Origin of the sequence: Ohtaekwangia kribbensis (assembly GCF_042676245.1) — a bacterium.
Classification (GTDB): Bacteria; Bacteroidota; Bacteroidia; order Cytophagales; family Cyclobacteriaceae; genus Ohtaekwangia; species Ohtaekwangia kribbensis.
Genome location: NZ_JBHTKA010000001.1, coordinates 1,594,036 through 1,609,749 on the forward strand (window position 1 = coordinate 1,594,036; position 15,714 = coordinate 1,609,749).

15 protein-coding genes are annotated in these 15,714 nt (G+C 43.7%); 6 read left to right on the forward strand and 9 right to left on the reverse strand.

Annotated elements, in window-relative coordinates:
* From ACFQ21_RS06370 to ACFQ21_RS06400, 7 genes are all read right to left on the reverse strand, one after another.
* The gene (locus ACFQ21_RS06370; RefSeq protein ID WP_377576432.1) at positions 1-447 is read right to left on the reverse strand and encodes a hypothetical protein; all 447 of its coding nucleotides are present in this window, start codon (positions 445-447) and stop codon (positions 1-3) included.
* 87 nt (positions 448-534) lie between these two features.
* Positions 535-1,200, reverse strand: a complete 666-nt coding sequence (locus ACFQ21_RS06375) for an alpha/beta hydrolase family protein (RefSeq protein ID WP_377576434.1) — start codon at positions 1,198-1,200, stop codon at positions 535-537.
* A gap of 44 nt (positions 1,201-1,244) precedes the next feature.
* Positions 1,245-1,688, reverse strand: coding sequence for a hypothetical protein (locus tag ACFQ21_RS06380; protein WP_377576437.1), 444 nt, complete (start codon positions 1,686-1,688; stop codon positions 1,245-1,247).
* 125 nt (positions 1,689-1,813) lie between these two features.
* Positions 1,814-3,073, reverse strand: a complete 1,260-nt coding sequence (locus tag ACFQ21_RS06385; RefSeq protein ID WP_377576439.1) for an ABC transporter permease — start codon at positions 3,071-3,073, stop codon at positions 1,814-1,816.
* Between the two features lie 48 nt (positions 3,074-3,121).
* Positions 3,122-3,757 carry an ABC transporter ATP-binding protein gene (locus ACFQ21_RS06390; protein ID WP_377576442.1) on the reverse strand — a complete coding sequence of 212 codons (636 nt, stop codon included), beginning with the start codon at positions 3,755-3,757 and terminating at the stop codon, positions 3,122-3,124.
* An 89-nt stretch (positions 3,758-3,846) separates the two neighbouring features.
* A complete protein-coding gene (locus ACFQ21_RS06395; RefSeq protein WP_377576445.1) occupies positions 3,847-5,037 on the reverse strand; it encodes a THUMP domain-containing class I SAM-dependent RNA methyltransferase in 1,191 nt (396 codons plus the stop codon).
* A 33-nt stretch (positions 5,038-5,070) separates the two neighbouring features.
* Positions 5,071-5,805 carry a biotin--[acetyl-CoA-carboxylase] ligase gene (locus tag ACFQ21_RS06400; RefSeq protein WP_377576448.1) on the reverse strand — a complete coding sequence of 245 codons (735 nt, stop codon included), beginning with the start codon at positions 5,803-5,805 and terminating at the stop codon, positions 5,071-5,073.
* A gap of 78 nt (positions 5,806-5,883) precedes the next feature.
* On the opposite strand from ACFQ21_RS06400, the gene rsfS reads away from it, so the two are divergent.
* The 6 genes from rsfS to ACFQ21_RS06430 all read left to right on the forward strand — a co-directional run bounded on the left by rsfS (position 5,884) and on the right by ACFQ21_RS06430 (position 13,984).
* Positions 5,884-6,258, forward strand: coding sequence for a ribosome silencing factor (rsfS, locus tag ACFQ21_RS06405; RefSeq protein WP_377576451.1), 375 nt, complete (start codon positions 5,884-5,886; stop codon positions 6,256-6,258).
* 65 nt (positions 6,259-6,323) lie between these two features.
* Positions 6,324-8,381 (forward strand): ATP-dependent zinc metalloprotease FtsH, encoded by a 2,058-nt coding sequence (gene ftsH, locus ACFQ21_RS06410; protein ID WP_377576454.1) that lies wholly within the window; start codon positions 6,324-6,326, stop codon positions 8,379-8,381.
* A 184-nt stretch (positions 8,382-8,565) separates the two neighbouring features.
* Complete coding sequence (locus tag ACFQ21_RS06415; protein WP_377576457.1) at positions 8,566-9,336, forward strand: UDP-2,3-diacylglucosamine diphosphatase; 771 nt, start codon at positions 8,566-8,568, stop codon at positions 9,334-9,336.
* Positions 9,333-10,172: a hypothetical protein gene (locus ACFQ21_RS06420; protein WP_377576460.1), complete on the forward strand. Its 840-nt coding sequence runs from the start codon at positions 9,333-9,335 to the stop codon at positions 10,170-10,172. Before ACFQ21_RS06415 ends, ACFQ21_RS06420 begins: the two co-directional genes overlap by 4 nt.
* Before the next feature lie 159 nt (positions 10,173-10,331).
* Positions 10,332-11,705, forward strand: coding sequence for a sigma-54-dependent transcriptional regulator (locus ACFQ21_RS06425; RefSeq protein WP_377578275.1), 1,374 nt, complete (start codon positions 10,332-10,334; stop codon positions 11,703-11,705).
* 245 nt (positions 11,706-11,950) lie between these two features.
* The gene (locus ACFQ21_RS06430; RefSeq protein WP_377576463.1) at positions 11,951-13,984 is read left to right on the forward strand and encodes an ATP-binding protein; all 2,034 of its coding nucleotides are present in this window, start codon (positions 11,951-11,953) and stop codon (positions 13,982-13,984) included.
* Positions 13,985-13,994: 10 nt separating this feature from the next.
* Here ACFQ21_RS06430 and ACFQ21_RS06435 read toward each other — a convergent pair whose 3' ends face one another.
* Both ACFQ21_RS06435 and ACFQ21_RS06440 read right to left on the reverse strand, forming a co-directional pair.
* Complete coding sequence (locus ACFQ21_RS06435) at positions 13,995-14,501, reverse strand: hypothetical protein (RefSeq protein ID WP_377576466.1); 507 nt, start codon at positions 14,499-14,501, stop codon at positions 13,995-13,997.
* A 419-nt stretch (positions 14,502-14,920) separates the two neighbouring features.
* Positions 14,921-15,547 carry an RNA polymerase sigma factor gene (locus ACFQ21_RS06440; RefSeq protein WP_377576469.1) on the reverse strand — a complete coding sequence of 209 codons (627 nt, stop codon included), beginning with the start codon at positions 15,545-15,547 and terminating at the stop codon, positions 14,921-14,923.
* Positions 15,548-15,714: the final 167 nt, after the last annotated feature.

A 15,714-nucleotide genomic window follows, 5' to 3' on the forward strand; every position in this document is an offset into this window, starting at 1 on the left:
TCATTTACCTGTTATCAGTTCAGCATCTTTCAAAATAAAATTCATGTGATCGATATTGCTGTCGTTCAGTTTCAGTATACCCTTTACGGTAATGATCTGATCGGCCTTGAAGCGCGGTGGCTTCGTTTTAAAGTATATCTCTGCTACTGATGCAGGGCTGGCACCACCGCAGAAGAAACACATGGAATACGGAAACCTGGACAGGATGATCATACGATTATCATCAAGATCCATTGGCAGGTAATGTCCTTTCAGTGTAAACTCCTTCCCCTCGAGCGCGCGAATCTTACTATCAAAAAATGGATAGAGGTAATACTCGTTCTCTTCCTTGAAATACTTCTCGGTAAATTTTACCCGTGCCAGTATATCCCAGCCGTCATCCGACAAAGCAGCTTGTCCAAAGGATACCAGGACAAACAGAAATAGTATTATCAATAGCGCTCTCATAAATGCAACAACGTTGCAAATATAAAAACATAAAAATTAAATGCAACATAGTTGCAAGTGACTTTCTTATCTCAAAAGGATCTTTTATTAAAGAGATTGAATGAAGGATTGTGTAGCGTCTGCGAGTTCGGGAATCAGTTCAGTTTTTTTTGCTTTGAAACTATGATCGGCTCCTTCAAAAGACACAAGCTTCGCCGTAGATAATGATGCGGATACTTTTGTTATGAGACTCCACTCAGCTAATGCATCACGTGTACCTTGTAGAAATAGCATGGGTATAGTAATGTCGCGCAGATGGTCCGCGCGATCTATAGCGGGCGCGCCTGCAGGATGCAGCGGAAAGCCATAGAAAATTATACCCTTCACCGGACTGAATGTTTTCTTAGCCAGCAATTGCGATGACATGCGGCCACCAAATGATTTACCACTAACAAACAACGGAAGGGCTGGATAATGTTTGGAAGTATACTCGATTACCTCCTCGATAGCTTTGTGAGCTGTAGGTGGCATATCGGGGCGTTTCTTTCCTTGCTCCATATAAGGGAAATTGAAACGAATGGTACCGATAGAGCGCTCCGCCAACGCCTGGGCCAGACGCACCATAAAGGTGTGATTCATTCCGGCACCCGCTCCGTGCGCGAGTGTCATCATCGCAGTACATGATGCCGGCTCCAGTATAACAGCTGATACCGCCCCTATACTTTCAGAAACGGGTACACTGATTGTCTTTTCTTTGATCTTCGGTTTCGTCATACTATATATAGTTTTAGAAGAAACCGATCGTCTGTATCAGTCTATTATTTACTAACCAATACAGCATCGGTTAAAATGAAATTCACGTGATCAAGGTTTTCGGCATTCAGCTTTAATTTACCTTTCACGGTGATCAGATCATCTACCTGAAATTTACGTGGTTCTTTCGCAAAGTTTACTTCTGCTATAGATTCGGGACCACCGCCTCCACAAAAGAAACACTGACTCATCGGGTATTTGGAGATGATGATATAGGTACCATCTTCCGGAGCGAACGGAACATAAAATCCCTGCACGGTAATTTCTTTACCTTCCAGTGCTTTGATCTCGGCCGGGAAAGTCGGGTAGAAAAGATACTCGCCAAGTTTTTCATAATACTTCGGTTCGAACTTGGTTTTGGCAAACGCTTCCCACATATCCGTTTTTCCCTGTGCCAGTAAACTTCCTGCACAAAGTATAAATACACCAAGCAAACAAATCTTCTTCATGGTTTTTATCTTTTATATATTCTTCCAGTTTATTCGTTCCTTTTATTTCCCACAGAGACCGCAGATTGACACAGAATTTAAATGCAAATTTCTTCTGCGTAAATCTGCCTTCTGCGGAATGAATTTCAATTCCCTGCCAGTACCTTCGATATATCCGTGCGGTACGCTTGTATGGCCGGAATCACTGCACATATCAGACCCAGTAACAAACTTCCGCCCAAAATTATCCATTCTTCCGGATAGAAAATAAATCCGTTGATACCGGCTTTCTGCGTTTCTTCCACCATTCCGGATAAAAGAACGAGTACACCGTGTCCCATCAACAACCCAATGAGACTTCCTAACATCGTGAGCACTCCACCTTCCAGCAGGATCGAAACAAACAGTTTGGTCCGCGATGCCCCCATCGACCGCATGATGGCCAGATCGTACCTCCGCTCTTTTAGCGAGTTATACAATGCAATAAATATACTTAACCCTGATATAACGATAAGCACATACGCAAAACCCATGAGTATATCTACGCCTACACCTAAAATAGAAAACAAACGCGCTGTCTCAAATGCCGGTGATGCTGCCTGTAAACTGCTTTGTGAGTTTACCAATCTTGGCAATTGTATAGCACCCATCGGTGAGCGGTATTGAATAAGCATGGAAGTAATTTCTTTCAGTGAATCGCCTTTCCCTACTGAAGGCACTAATGGAGATGGTATAAAGTTCGAATCAGCGGCATGCTCATGTTCGGCATGTCCTTCTTCCTCCTCAGCATGCTCTTCGTGCATTTCCCAAACACTTTCTACGTTGGTGAGTATCAGGTTGTCCAATACACTGTTTGTGGGTTTAAGTATACCAACCACTATATATTGATGATCGTTGTGTGTATGACCGCCATCAGCAAGTCCGTGGGCACTGGCGAATTTATCACCGAGCTTCAATTGTGTCAGCGTGGCTACATTGGCACCGATGGTAACGTCCAGGTTGTTCTTCCACCAGTTGCCTTGTTGTATCTCAGCTTTATAGAGCTCTGCATATTTTTGACTGGTACCAATAATTCTATACGACTGGTAACTATCGCCCAATGCAAGCGGTATAGCATTTTTTACAAGGCGATGTTTGGCAAAACGTTCAGCTTCATTAAGCTTGATATTACCCGTAGGAAAATCAACATGAAATATATTGCAAAGTATAAGTTGCAGCGGGCTCCCCTTTGCTCCTACTACCAGGTCTATACCGCGCGCGTTCTCGGTAATTTTTTGTTCAAGCTGCTTATTAAAAAGTAACAATATCGTTATTACGGCTATGCCCAGTGAGAGGAGCAAAATGTTAATCGCTGTATTGAGAGGTCTTGCCTTGAGATAATTCCAGACGAGTGTGAAAATAGACATGCTACAATTATTAAAGTATACAATGAATATAAAAACAGGCCAACCAATCTATAGTGATGATAACCGAACCTGATTTGATATTTTATCCTTGAGCCGCTGATCGTGCGTAGCTACCAGCAAGGTAGATTGATGTTGATTCGCTACATCCATTAACAGGTGTATAACGCGTTCGCAGTTTTTATCGTCCAGCGCAGACGTTGGTTCATCGGCAAAAATGATAGAAGGTTTATTCAGCACCGCGCGTGCAATCGCTACGCGTTGTGCCTGTCCGTGACTTAACTGTGTAACACGACTCTTTCGTTTCTCGGCCAGTCCTAATCCCGAAAGTACTTCTGTAATTCGTTCGCTTTCTATTTTTAATCCAGCGAGGTAAGGTGCCATCATCAGATTCTTTTCAACGGTTAAGGCATTAATGAGATGATTACGTTGAAAGATAAAGCCTATATTTTGCCCGCGAAAACGATCGAGCGAAGCTTCCGATAACTGCGCTAATTCCGTGTCTTCTATCTTAAGAGAGCCGGAGTAATGACGAAGTAAACCTCCGAGTAAATGAAGCAGGGTTGTTTTACCACTGCCGGATTCTCCCAGCAACAAACAATGCTCGCCACGTGTTACCGTAAAATCAGGAAACTGGATGGCGTTTCCGGCAGCATATTGAAACGAAAGATTCTGAACTGAAATCATAGCATACTGATTGCGTTTTCAATTTAGGCGCGATGTTGAAAATAAAAAACCTTCCTGTGATTAACGGAAGGTTATGTTTTACGGAATCGTTATTCCTGACTGACTTTCTCTCTTCGATCCTTGTCTTTACTGCCGGAATACAATTCATATTCCAGTAAGCGACAATCAATTTTGGCGTTGTAGAACTCTATTCTTCTGCGTGCTTTCAGTCCTATCTTTTTAGCAAGGTCAAGATTACCCGTAAAGATATAGCCGGTATATCCTTTACATTTCTGTTTCAGAAAGTCGCCCATGCGTGCATAGGTTTCTTCCAGTTGTTTTACATCTCCCAGTCGTTCGCCATACTCGGGGTTAAAGTAAACAACGCCTTCTTTACCTTCGGGAACATCCGTGAGCGCAAAATCACATCGTTTGAAGTGAATCATATTTTCAACACCGGCTATACCAGCATTTACTTTGGAGATGTTGATCGCATCATCACTGATATCGGTTGCCTCCACCAGCAAGCCCGGCACTTCTTTTATCTGGTCGCGCAGCCTTTGCATCTCTGCGAGGTATACCTGCTCATCATAATCTTTCAGGTGCATGAAGGAATAATTCGTTCTGTATAAACCCGGCCTTCGGTTGGTCGCTAGTAGTGCAGCTTCAATCGCTACCGTACCGGAACCACACATCGGGTTGATGAACGGTGACTGACGGTCCCACTTCGTAGCCATTACCGTTGACGCAGCAAGTGCTTCGAGCATCGGAGCTTTACCCGGTATCTTTCTATAGCCATGCTTCGCGAGTGTTTCACCGGAGGTATCGATAAATATTTCAGCACGATCATCCTTCCAGTACAAATGAATCACGGCTCCGGTAAGATCAGGTCCTGAGTTAGGTCGTACACTGGTCTCCCTCCGAAGTTTATCTACAATAGCATCTTTTACTTTAACATTTACAAACATCTCGTTATTCACCGTCAGTTGATCTACCGTGCAAGTAACCGATATATAGCTTGTGTTGTTAAGTATATTTTCCCACGGCATCCGCACCAGTACATTGTATAGTTCTTCCGGATGCTCGGCACGAAATTCTTTGAGTGAGTAATGCACCTGACTGGCACAACGCAGGTTGAGGTTTAGCCGGATACAATCCGCCATGGTTCCTTCCAGCTCTACGCCTGTTTGAAAGGTTCGTGTAAGCGTAAAACCAAGTTCTGTTACCTCCAGCTCCAGGTAGGGCGTTAACCGTTTATTGCACGTAATGATGATACGACTGCGATCAGAAAAAACATTCATGCTGCAAAGATGCTTGAATAATTTACACCTGCATTATTGCAGATAACTGATTTCCTTCAGATCAAATGTTTTTACTTCCCCGGTATCGTTACGCAGCACTTTCAGTCTGCCGCCATCATCAATCCCCTGGATAACACCTGTAAAATTTTCGCCATTCGATGCGAACTGATGTACTTCATCTTTCCAGTATAAAACATCGAGGTAATCATTTTTGATTTTGGCCACTGAGTTCTGTCGCAGTTGCAGATAACGTGCTTCCACCTTTTGCAGGAGTTGCTCAAGTTCTTCTTGTAAAAGATGTTCTGTTCCGGTAACTATACTTAATGAAGTGGCTGTATCGTTATTAAAATACTGCTGATTGATATTGATACCAATACCGACAACAGAGGCCGTAAAACGCGAACCTTGCACCTGGTTTTCGATTAAAATACCACAAAGCTTTTTTTTACCGACCATCAAATCGTTTGGCCATTTGATGTGACTATTTGAAATTTTCTTTGTTACCAGGTAATCATGAATGCCGAGAGAAATAATGATGTTTAGAAAGAATTGATCTTTCAAATCAAGGAACACAGGTTTCAGAATAATGGAGAAGGTAAGATTCATTCCCGGCTTTGCTTCCCATGAATTTCCTCGCTGGCCACGGCCTGCAGTTTGATTATTGGTAATTACCACAGTACCTTCCGGTGTTGAAGGCTGCTGGCATAGTTGCAGGGCCAGGGTGTTGGTTGAGTGACATTCCGGCACAAAAACTAAGTTGCCGCCCATGAAAAGGGTATTGGCAGGAATTTTATACAAGGTATTTTGTTTAATTTTGAGAGTTAATCTAAAAACGAATATAGTTTAATGGCAAAAAAAAGGAAGGGAGCCAATTCAGAAAAACTGAGTGAAGTGATTGTGAAGGGCATGCAGGAAAAAAAAGCATTGGACATCGTTATCATGGATCTTCGGAAAGTTAAAAATGCTGTGGCCGATTTCTTTATTGTTTGCTCTGGTAATTCTGATAAACAGCTCGATGCCATTGCCGACTCAATTGACGCAGAAGTTTTCAAAGCGCTGAAAGAAAATCCCTGGCACGTTGAAGGAAAAAACAATAAAGAGTGGATGCTACTCGACTACACGGATGTAGTTGCCCATGTTTTCAGAAAAGACCGCAGAGAATTCTATGCCCTCGAACGCTTATGGGGCGATGCAGAAATCACTGAAATTGATGGCGATTGAACCAAAAGCTTTTTAACTCGTTAATGTTTTGATATTTTTAAATTGATTGAATAAGAACGTAAGAAATGGCCGACAAGAAAGAAAATAATAAACCGCTGTTACCAACAAAGCCACCGAAAGGTAATTACCAGATCTGGGTAATTATCGCAACGATAGCTGTGATCTTTGGTGTAATGTATTTTAACTCTGCTAGCAGTCTTAAAACCGTCCGCTACGATGACTTCAAAGAGATGGTTAAAAACGGAGATGTACGCAAGGTTGTACTGATACAAAACCAAAAGTTTGTTGAAGTTACACTTACCTCTGCTGCCCTGCAGAATGCAAAGTATAAACAGGATATCAATAACGGACCGCTCAGTTCCGGAAACTCAGGTCCGCACTATGTTTTGAAAGTAGTGGATGCCGGTAATTTTGACCAGGAGTTCCGTACGTTTCTCGATAAGCAGGTTGCTCAAAGCCAGCGCCCCGAGTACGATACAGAAGATCGTGGTGATTATGTAAGTCAACTTTTCCAATGGGGACTTTTATTCCTCCTGCTTTTCGGATTCTGGATGCTGATGCGCAGAATGACCGGAGGCGGTGGCCCTGGCGGACAAATCTTCAACATTGGTAAATCCAAGGCTGCATTATTTGATGCTGAGAACAAAGTAAAGATCACGTTTGATAACGTTGCTGGTCTTGATGAAGCGAAAGAAGAAGTAAAAGAAATTGTAGACTTCCTGAAGAACCCGGGCAAGTTTACCAAGCTCGGAGGTAAAATTCCTAAAGGTGCTCTTTTAGTAGGCCCTCCCGGTACTGGTAAAACATTGCTTGCAAAAGCTGTAGCCGGTGAAGCCGGTGTACCATTCTTCTCACTATCAGGTTCTGATTTCGTGGAGATGTTTGTGGGTGTAGGTGCTGCGCGTGTTCGCGACCTCTTCAAACAAGCAAAAGAAAAAGCTCCTTGTATTGTATTTATAGACGAGATTGATGCTATAGGTCGCTCACGTGGTCGTGGACAATTACCCGGAGCGAACGATGAGCGTGAAAATACATTGAACTCATTACTCGTGGAGATGGACGGCTTTGCTACCGACTCTGGAGTAATTATACTGGCTGCAACAAACCGTCCGGATGTATTGGACTCTGCGTTACTTCGTCCGGGTCGTTTCGATCGCCAGATCAGTATCGATAAACCGGATATCGTAGGTCGTGAAGCTATATTTAAAGTACACCTCAAGCCTATCAAACTTGATCCGAGTGTAGATGCTAAAAAACTTTCGGCACAAACTCCCGGATTTGCCGGAGCAGAGATTGCCAACGTATGTAACGAAGCTGCGCTTATCGCTGCCCGCAGAGATAAGAAAGCTGTAGATATGCAAGACTTTCAGGATGCTATCGACCGTGTGATCGGTGGCTTGGAAAAGAAGAACAAGATCATTTCTCCGGAAGAGAAGAAGATCGTTGCCTTCCACGAAGCAGGTCACGCAGTAGCGGGCTGGTTCCTGGAGCATGCTGATCCACTGGTTAAAGTAAGTATAGTACCGCGTGGTGTAGCTGCACTTGGTTATGCTCAGTACTTGCCGAAAGAGCAGTTCCTCTACCAGACAGAACAAATGCTGGATGAAATGTGCATGGCCTTTGGTGGTCGTGCAGCAGAAGATATAGTGTTCGGTAAAATATCAACGGGTGCATTGAGCGACCTGGAACGTATCACGAAGATGGCCTACAGCATTGTTACCATCTATGGTATGAACAAAGAGATCGGTAACATGTCGTTCTACGATTCGAAAGCCAACGATTACTCTTTCCAGAAGCCTTACTCAGAAGCAACATCCGAGAAGATTGACCGTGAAGTAAAGAAGATCATTGACGAGGCGTACGAACGCACCAGATCTTTGCTAATGCAACACCGCCAGCACTTAGATGTGATCGCGAAAGAATTGCTGGAGAAAGAAATTCTCTTCCAGGCAGATCTTGAAAGACTGATCGGAAAGCGTCCATTTGAGAAGCTTACTACATACCAGCAGTTTACCAACGGACAGGGTAAATATGAGAAGAAGCAACAGGAAAGCGAGCAGCCTGGCGTTGACCCTACTCCTACCCTGGAGGGTGATAAACCGGATGAGCTGGCGAATCAATAGAACTTAAAGAGAATACTCTTATTTTTGGACTCAGGTACCGAAGTGCCTGAGTCCATTTTTTTTTACGATACCCCTATACGCAACTTTTGCCATGAACAGAGCAACTTTATTCTTTTACCGCAGGCCTATATTTTCAACCATGCAGCGTACTGTTCTTTCTATTTCTGCGTAACCGCGAAACGATATGCTTGAAAGAATTCAAGACCTGCAGCATAAAAAGATCTTCTTCGCATCAGACTTTCACCTGGGTGTGCCAAATCATGACGCCAGTGTAGCACGTGAGAAAAAGATCATTGCATGGCTAGACTCTATAAAAAATGAAGCGCACACGATCTATCTGCTGGGCGATATATTTGATTTCTGGTTTGAGTATAAACACGCTATACCCAAAGGACACATCAGGCTGCAGGGTAAATTAGCCGAGCTTCGCGATGCCGGTATACCCATTGTATTTTTTACCGGCAATCATGATATGTGGATGTTCGATTACTTCCCGAAAGAGTTGGGTATACCGGTATATCGCGATCCGCTTGTACTCGAAGTGGGCTCGCAACGATTACTGATCGGACACGGTGATGGCTTAGGTCCGGGTGATCATACTTATAAAATACTCAAGAAGTTTTTCAACAGCAGTTTCTGTCAGTGGATGTTTGCACGCCTCCACCCTAATCTTGGCATTGGTATTGCAAATCGTTGGTCCAAGAGCAGTCGTCTTACCAATATGAAACGTGAAGACGGATACCAGGAAAATGAAAAAGAATTTCTCTGGGTATATTGTAGTGAGATAGAGCAAAAGCAGCATCACGACTATTATATATTTGGACACCGGCATTTACCGCTCGATCTGCCCATTGGTGAGCACAGCCGCTATATCAACCTGGGCGAGTGGGTAAATTTCAGCACCTACGCTGTGTACGATGGAAAAACGGTAGCGCTTAAAACATTTGACTTGTGAAATTTACTGTAAGACAATATTCCCGACATCATTCACCTATACCGGTATATATAAAAGTATACGTTCTTTTATTGACCGGTATACTGCTATACGCTTCCGCTTCAGCCCAAACCCGAAAGATCAAAACGCTGGAAGTGAGCGATACCATTCGCTATGCGGCTGTTGACCGCCCCGGTGAGCTATATATTGTAACTACTTCCGGACAACTTCAGAAATTTGATACCGATGGTAAACTCTTAGCCCTCCATAAAGACAAACCTGCTCCTACCCTGTTCGATCCGCGTGATGGCAGCAGACTCTTTGCTTTTTTCCGTGAATCAAGACAATACAATTTTCTCAATCCATCGTTCGAAGCTGTGCAGGCTTTTTCGATCGACTCATCGTTTGCCACCGAACCCTGGCTTGCCTGCGTATCCGGTGACTATAACATCTGGCTGTTCGATGTGGCCGATTGGACACTCAAGAAAATAAACACTACAACGGGTGCCCTATCGGTGGAAGAAGTGATAGAAACGAAATCAAAACAAAAATCAAACTATACCTTTCTTCGCGAGTACCAGGGCTTTGTGTTTCTGCTGGATGTAAGCGAAGGAATTCTGATCTTCAACGGTGTTGGCAAACATATCCGAACCATCGCTGTAAAGAATCTCAGTTACTTCAACTTCCTGGGCGAAGAGCTCTATTACCTGCAAGGCGATACCCTTCGCTTCTTCGATCTCTTCACTACCGAAACACGCGAGCAGAAGCTGGCTACACAGGGTAACTTTGCGCTCATTACCGATGAGCGATTCTTCCTGATCCGAAAGAACATCATTGAAATATACCGCGCACAATAGAATAGCTCAGATACGTAGCAAAAGATTTCTGAAACTGTTCACTTTTGAACATATTTGCATCTTCAGAAACGGCAATGTACCTGATATGATTTAAAATCGCACATTTCTAAATCTGGCATAAAATTTCTGACTGAAAAGCGTTTCACCTAAATCTATTGTATTGTGAATCCGGAAGGCGGCAAAATTCTAATGATTGATGATGATGAGGATGTACTCCTCGCGGCAAAAATGTTGTTGAAGAAACAAGGTCATCATGTGATCATTGAAAAGAATCCAAAGAAAATTCCTTTTCTACTTCATAACGATACCTACGATGTCATTCTGCTCGACATGAACTTCAGCAAAGACATTACGAGTGGTAAAGAAGGTTTCTATTGGCTCGAGCAGATTTTAGGACACGATCCTTCTGCTGTTGTTATACTCATTACAGCCTTTGGCGATGTAGAGATGGCCGTGCGTGCCCTGAAAGCAGGCGCTACCGATTTTATACTCAAGCCATGGCAAAATGAAAAACTGGTTGCCACTATATCTACCGCTATACGCCTGAAGCAATCGTATAACGAAGTAGATAAACTGAAGAAGGCAAAAGAAATGCTGGAAGAGCAGATCAGCAGACCTTTCGGTGAAATTATAGGAGAGAGTAAAGCTATACAGGAAGTATTTACGTTGATAGATAAGGTAGCCAAGACGGACGCCAATATACTTATACTCGGAGAGAACGGAACGGGTAAAGAACTTATAGCCCGTGCTATACATCAACGCTCGCTTCGAAAAGACAACAGCTTTGTATCGGTAGATATGGGTGCCATAACCGAGACACTTTTTGAAAGCGAACTCTTCGGTCATAAGAAAGGAGCCTTTACCGATGCACGTGAAGATCGCCCGGGTAGATTTGAACTTGCCAACAACGGTACGCTCTTCCTCGATGAGATCGGAAACCTGAGCATGAGTTTACAGAGTAAATTACTCAGTGCCCTGCAGTCGCGACAGGTAACGCGCGTTGGAGCCAACCAATCATTACCGGTAAACATCCGGTTGATCTGTGCTACCAATATGCCGCTCCACAAGATGGTGCAGGAAGGTACGTTCCGCCAGGATTTATTATATCGTATCAATACGGTGGAGCTTCATGTTCCGCCTTTGGCCGAGCGCGTGGAAGATATACCCATGCTGGCACAACACTACCTGAATTACTACGCCAGGAAATATCACAAGCATGTATCGTCTATCACGGCAGAGGCTATTGATAAACTGAAGCGCTATGCATGGCCGGGTAACATCCGCGAACTACAGCATGGTATTGAACGTGCCGTGATCATGACCGACTCGGCAACGTTGCAGGAAAGTGATTTCCTTTTGAGCCGCACTGTCTCCTCCAACCCCAACAGCAACACGCTGAACCTGGACGAGGTGGAAAAGACCGCGATTGTGAAAGCATTGAATATGCACAACGGTAACATTTCAAAAGCTGCTGATGAATTAGGACTAACCCGTGCTTCGCTCTATCGCAGAATGGAGAAGTACGGTATTTGATTTTCAAACATATATAATATACCCGTTGGGTATACAAGGCCCGGTTCACCACCGGGCTTTTTTTATTGCACCCTTTGCTTGTCATACCAAACAGTGGTGCGTTGTTGAAAAACAAAATTATTTATCCTTCAGGCGGTTACTATTTTTTTCTTCTCCAGATAGGTTATAATGATATCCCGGGCCTGTTTACATAAACAGTTTCGTCATAGCATTTGTTTAAAAATTGTTGTACATTAAATTGTCCTATGCAAGCATATAGATTTGCATGTATTGTTATTCTCCTGACATGTATGGTATCTGCATGCGAGGACGATGGCTATATTATTCCCCTGCAGCAGAAAATCAAAGTCTTTGCATGGCTGGATGAAGCCGCACGCAGGTGTCGCCACAGCACGCCTGATTCAGTACTGGCATGCGCTTCCGCAGACGATACCAGTTCTTTTCTCACATCCGTAAATCCTTCTGCCAAAACAAAAGAGATCTGGCTTCAGTATAAAAAAGCACATGCACTTTCCGAGAATGACTTTGGTGACGAAGCCATCCGGATCATCAACCGTATACTTCCTGAAACAGAAGACTATAATTACCTATACGAGCGAGCCATACTGTTATCGCTGCGGAGTTTTATACATACCAATCATTTCAATGCACAGCTCGCTGCGTATGATGCCTATCAGTCGGCTGATATTCTGATGGAGCTGGGCATTACCAAAGAAGCAGCTTCCAAACGTCTGTCCATTGCCAACCTGCAGTTTAATACCGGTAATTTTGAGATCGCTCTCGAAAATGCAAAACAGGCCGTTATGCTCTACAAGAAAAGTAAAGATCTGAAAAGAGAAGACACGCTTCACATCATCAACGCCTACAATACTATGGGCATGTCGTATGTTCACCTTAAATATATTGATAGTGCTGCGACAAGTTATGGCGCTGCGCTCCCGCTTACGAGGCACATTAACAGCGATATATGGGAAGGGCTGATTCTTGGAAATATAGCACGCGTTGATTTTATACGCGGCAACCTGGGCGCTGCTATAGCGAAATATACACAGGAAGCTACCGTGTGTCTCAAATACAACGAGCGGGCAGCAGCCGGTAAAGCACTTACCGGATTGGCAGAAGTATATGTGGAGCAAAAACAATACGATCTCGCCAAACAATACTACGATAGCGCCTGGCATTTGATGCGGGTTGAACGAAGACCATCCATCTGGCTTGATTACTTTAAAAGTCTGCACAGTTGGTTCGAGCTTATGCATCAATTTGATTCGGCACACCTTACGTTTGAAAGATATATAGCCCTGCGCGATTCGGTGCAAAGTCCGCAGAGCCAGCAGTTGCTGCGTTTGCAGAAACAACTTCAATTCGAAAAGCAACTGACGTTGCTTCGTGCCGAAAATCAACTGAGAAGCAGTGAACTAAATACCAGCAGAATTCTGATCGTGTCCATTCTCGCTGTGCTCGTACTGATTAGTATACTGCTATATACCATCCGCAGAAGCTACCGTAAAACCAGTGCACTCAATGCTGAACTTGAAAATAAAGTAAAAGCCCGCACGGCCGAACTTGTAAAACTCAACAGCGAACTCGACACATATCTATACCGCGCTTCTCATGATGTTCGCAGACCTATTCTCAGTATTATAGGTTTAGGACAGCTTGCCGGGTTAACGCACGATGAGAATGAACGGAGAGCGATTCAACAGAAGATCGATCTTACGGCCCGTGATATGGACAAGATGCTGTCTAAAATACACATGGCCTACGAATTGGATAAACTTGAAGGTATCCAGTCGGTTAACATGAAAGACTATATTTTGTCGCTGATGGAGCAGTTCAAAGGACTCTATCCCGAGATAACGTTTCATGCCGACCTGGAAGATGACATTCTTGTAAACTCCAACATCAGGCTGCTCGATATCATCTTTATCAACATCTTTGAGAATGCCTGTATATTTAATAACCAGATTGACCCGGAGATAACCGTTCGGTCAACCCGCGCAAACGGCCATGTCGAGGTTGTCTTTAAAGACAATGGTATCGGCATCGAACAGAAATATCTGAAGTCTATATTCAATCCCTACACGCGGTATAGCGACCGATCTATAGGAAGCGGTCTCGGCTTGCACCTGGTACAAAAAGCTTTGTCCAAACTAAACGGCCGCATTTTTGTAGAGAGTACTATATACCTGGGAACAGAATTCAAAATTATACTCCCGGCCTGCAAGGAAGCTGCCTCTATGGAACCGGCCTGGGATACCCGGATAAAATCATTCTGACAATCTTAAACTATATAGTGTCGAGTGTTGCCTCGCTCACGTTCCACCCGCTGATGGATACCAGGGGCGTACCGAAATCTTTTTCAGGATTATACTCAAGATATATAGTACGTTGACTGCCGGGCGCTATGGATATATAGCTGTCGCTGTAGAACCCGGACATTAACCGCTTCCGGGTATTCGGGTTCATCATGGTTATTCTGCTGAAGAAGGCTACCATACCCGGTGAGAAATTCGAAAGCTTCAATTCAATCTTTCCGTCAAACCAACGGGCCTCGGCCTGTATACTCGCAGCCCGGGTATTGTTAAGCCCGGTATAGGCATCGTTATCAACCGGCAACCAGTAAAAATTCTCACTGAGTATCCGGTTGTCAAGGTCCAGCAACTGAAGCTGCAGAAATATACCATTGCCTCCGTGAAAAGTATTCAGCATACCTTTCAACGCCCAATACTTTCTGGCGGCTGCGGGTTCTATCCCAACAAAGACTTGCGAAAGCAATGTATCTTTTGCGTGCATATCGGTTTATACGAAGGCTGTTGTAAATGCTCCTGCAGTGCGGCTTATGGTATTATAACGCACTGCGTATACTTTCAGATACCGGCAAACAAAATCGATCATTCAACATCACATGAGTTCAGTGTATCAAATCGCCTCGTATAGCTCCTTCAACTATACCTGAATCATTCTATAGCACGCGCGAACGGTATCCCTGGCACATCGGGTATTATAAGAAATGCCTGTAAAGTTTGAATCCTCCCGCCCTTCTTATAGAAGAACAAGGAGGACTCCCAAACCCAACTACGCACACAGACGTTACCAAAACTGTGTGGTAGCACTGGCCTATAAACGACAGCGGTGTATAATTCTACTCTGCTATACCTAAAAATTATAAAAGTTTTTCTTTGCCCGTAAATAGGCGTGGCAACTGTAAATAATTACAGCATGAACCAGGAGAGTGCCAGAAGCACAATGGTTTGCATTTGCTTGCGTAGTGAACGCAGCGCTTTGAATACGGCATTGTAAACCGATTGAATGGTAATACCGAGTTCGTCTGATATCTCTTTATTCGAGAGTTCCCGGTAATATTTCATGTGCAGTAACTTTTGTTGATGTCCGGACAAAGAACTCATCGCTTTGAGCACTTGCTCCTTTTGCCAATGCATTACTTCATCATCCTGCATCGTTCCATCTTCAACATCAAAATCAGTAAAGTCTTCTTCGGCTTTTAATCGCACGTGTGGCGACTTCAGCGTATCGAGTAATTTTCGTTTGAGCGATGTAAAGAGATAATACTTGATCGAGGTTGTCTCATTCAGGTTCTCGCGGTTATTCCATATCTTAACAAACAACTCCTGTATACAATCCTTGATCTGATCTTCGTCTGCACTAAGCTTCTTGCCATAATTATAGAGCGCGAAAAAATACTTACGGTATATCATGGCGTACGCAGCAAGATCACCGGACTTGAACTCCTTCCAAAGTATATAATCATTCATGGAAATTGAACGACTCCCCTGCCCTGGCTGGAGTGCATCGTTATCAATTTGTCTGGCAGCTTCCATGTATTTATAATCTGGGTTATAAGTAGCTTATAAATGGCTCCGTGTGCGGAAACATAGTACAAAATCGATATTTAAACGGGAAAAATAAAATCTAATTGCAAACATTATTTACATAACCCAATAATCTTCGGGATTACAGAATTCTCACGCACCATTTCCGTAACAAA

What these genes read in the sequence shown, in the direction of transcription:
- ACFQ21_RS06380 (WP_377576437.1), bottom strand. Translation starts at nt 1,688, where the DNA reads ATGAAGAAGATTTGTTTGCTTGGTGTATTTATACTTTGTGCAGGAAGT.
- rsfS (WP_377576451.1), top strand. Translation starts at nt 5,884, where the DNA reads ATGGCAAAAAAAAGGAAGGGAGCCAATTCAGAAAAACTGAGTGAAGTG.
- ACFQ21_RS06430 (WP_377576463.1), top strand. Translation starts at nt 11,951, where the DNA reads ATGCAAGCATATAGATTTGCATGTATTGTTATTCTCCTGACATGTATG.
- ACFQ21_RS06415 (WP_377576457.1), top strand. Translation starts at nt 8,566, where the DNA reads ATGCTTGAAAGAATTCAAGACCTGCAGCATAAAAAGATCTTCTTCGCA.
- ACFQ21_RS06400 (WP_377576448.1), bottom strand. Translation starts at nt 5,805, where the DNA reads ATGGGCGGCAACTTAGTTTTTGTGCCGGAATGTCACTCAACCAACACC.
- ACFQ21_RS06395 (WP_377576445.1), bottom strand. Translation starts at nt 5,037, where the DNA reads ATGAATGTTTTTTCTGATCGCAGTCGTATCATCATTACGTGCAATAAA.
- ACFQ21_RS06390 (WP_377576442.1), bottom strand. Translation starts at nt 3,757, where the DNA reads ATGATTTCAGTTCAGAATCTTTCGTTTCAATATGCTGCCGGAAACGCC.
- ACFQ21_RS06435 (WP_377576466.1), bottom strand. Translation starts at nt 14,501, where the DNA reads ATGCACGCAAAAGATACATTGCTTTCGCAAGTCTTTGTTGGGATAGAA.
- ACFQ21_RS06375 (WP_377576434.1), bottom strand. Translation starts at nt 1,200, where the DNA reads ATGACGAAACCGAAGATCAAAGAAAAGACAATCAGTGTACCCGTTTCT.
- ACFQ21_RS06385 (WP_377576439.1), bottom strand. Translation starts at nt 3,073, where the DNA reads ATGTCTATTTTCACACTCGTCTGGAATTATCTCAAGGCAAGACCTCTC.
- ftsH (WP_377576454.1), top strand. Translation starts at nt 6,324, where the DNA reads ATGGCCGACAAGAAAGAAAATAATAAACCGCTGTTACCAACAAAGCCA.
- ACFQ21_RS06370 (WP_377576432.1), bottom strand. Translation starts at nt 447, where the DNA reads ATGAGAGCGCTATTGATAATACTATTTCTGTTTGTCCTGGTATCCTTT.
- ACFQ21_RS06440 (WP_377576469.1), bottom strand. Translation starts at nt 15,547, where the DNA reads ATGGAAGCTGCCAGACAAATTGATAACGATGCACTCCAGCCAGGGCAG.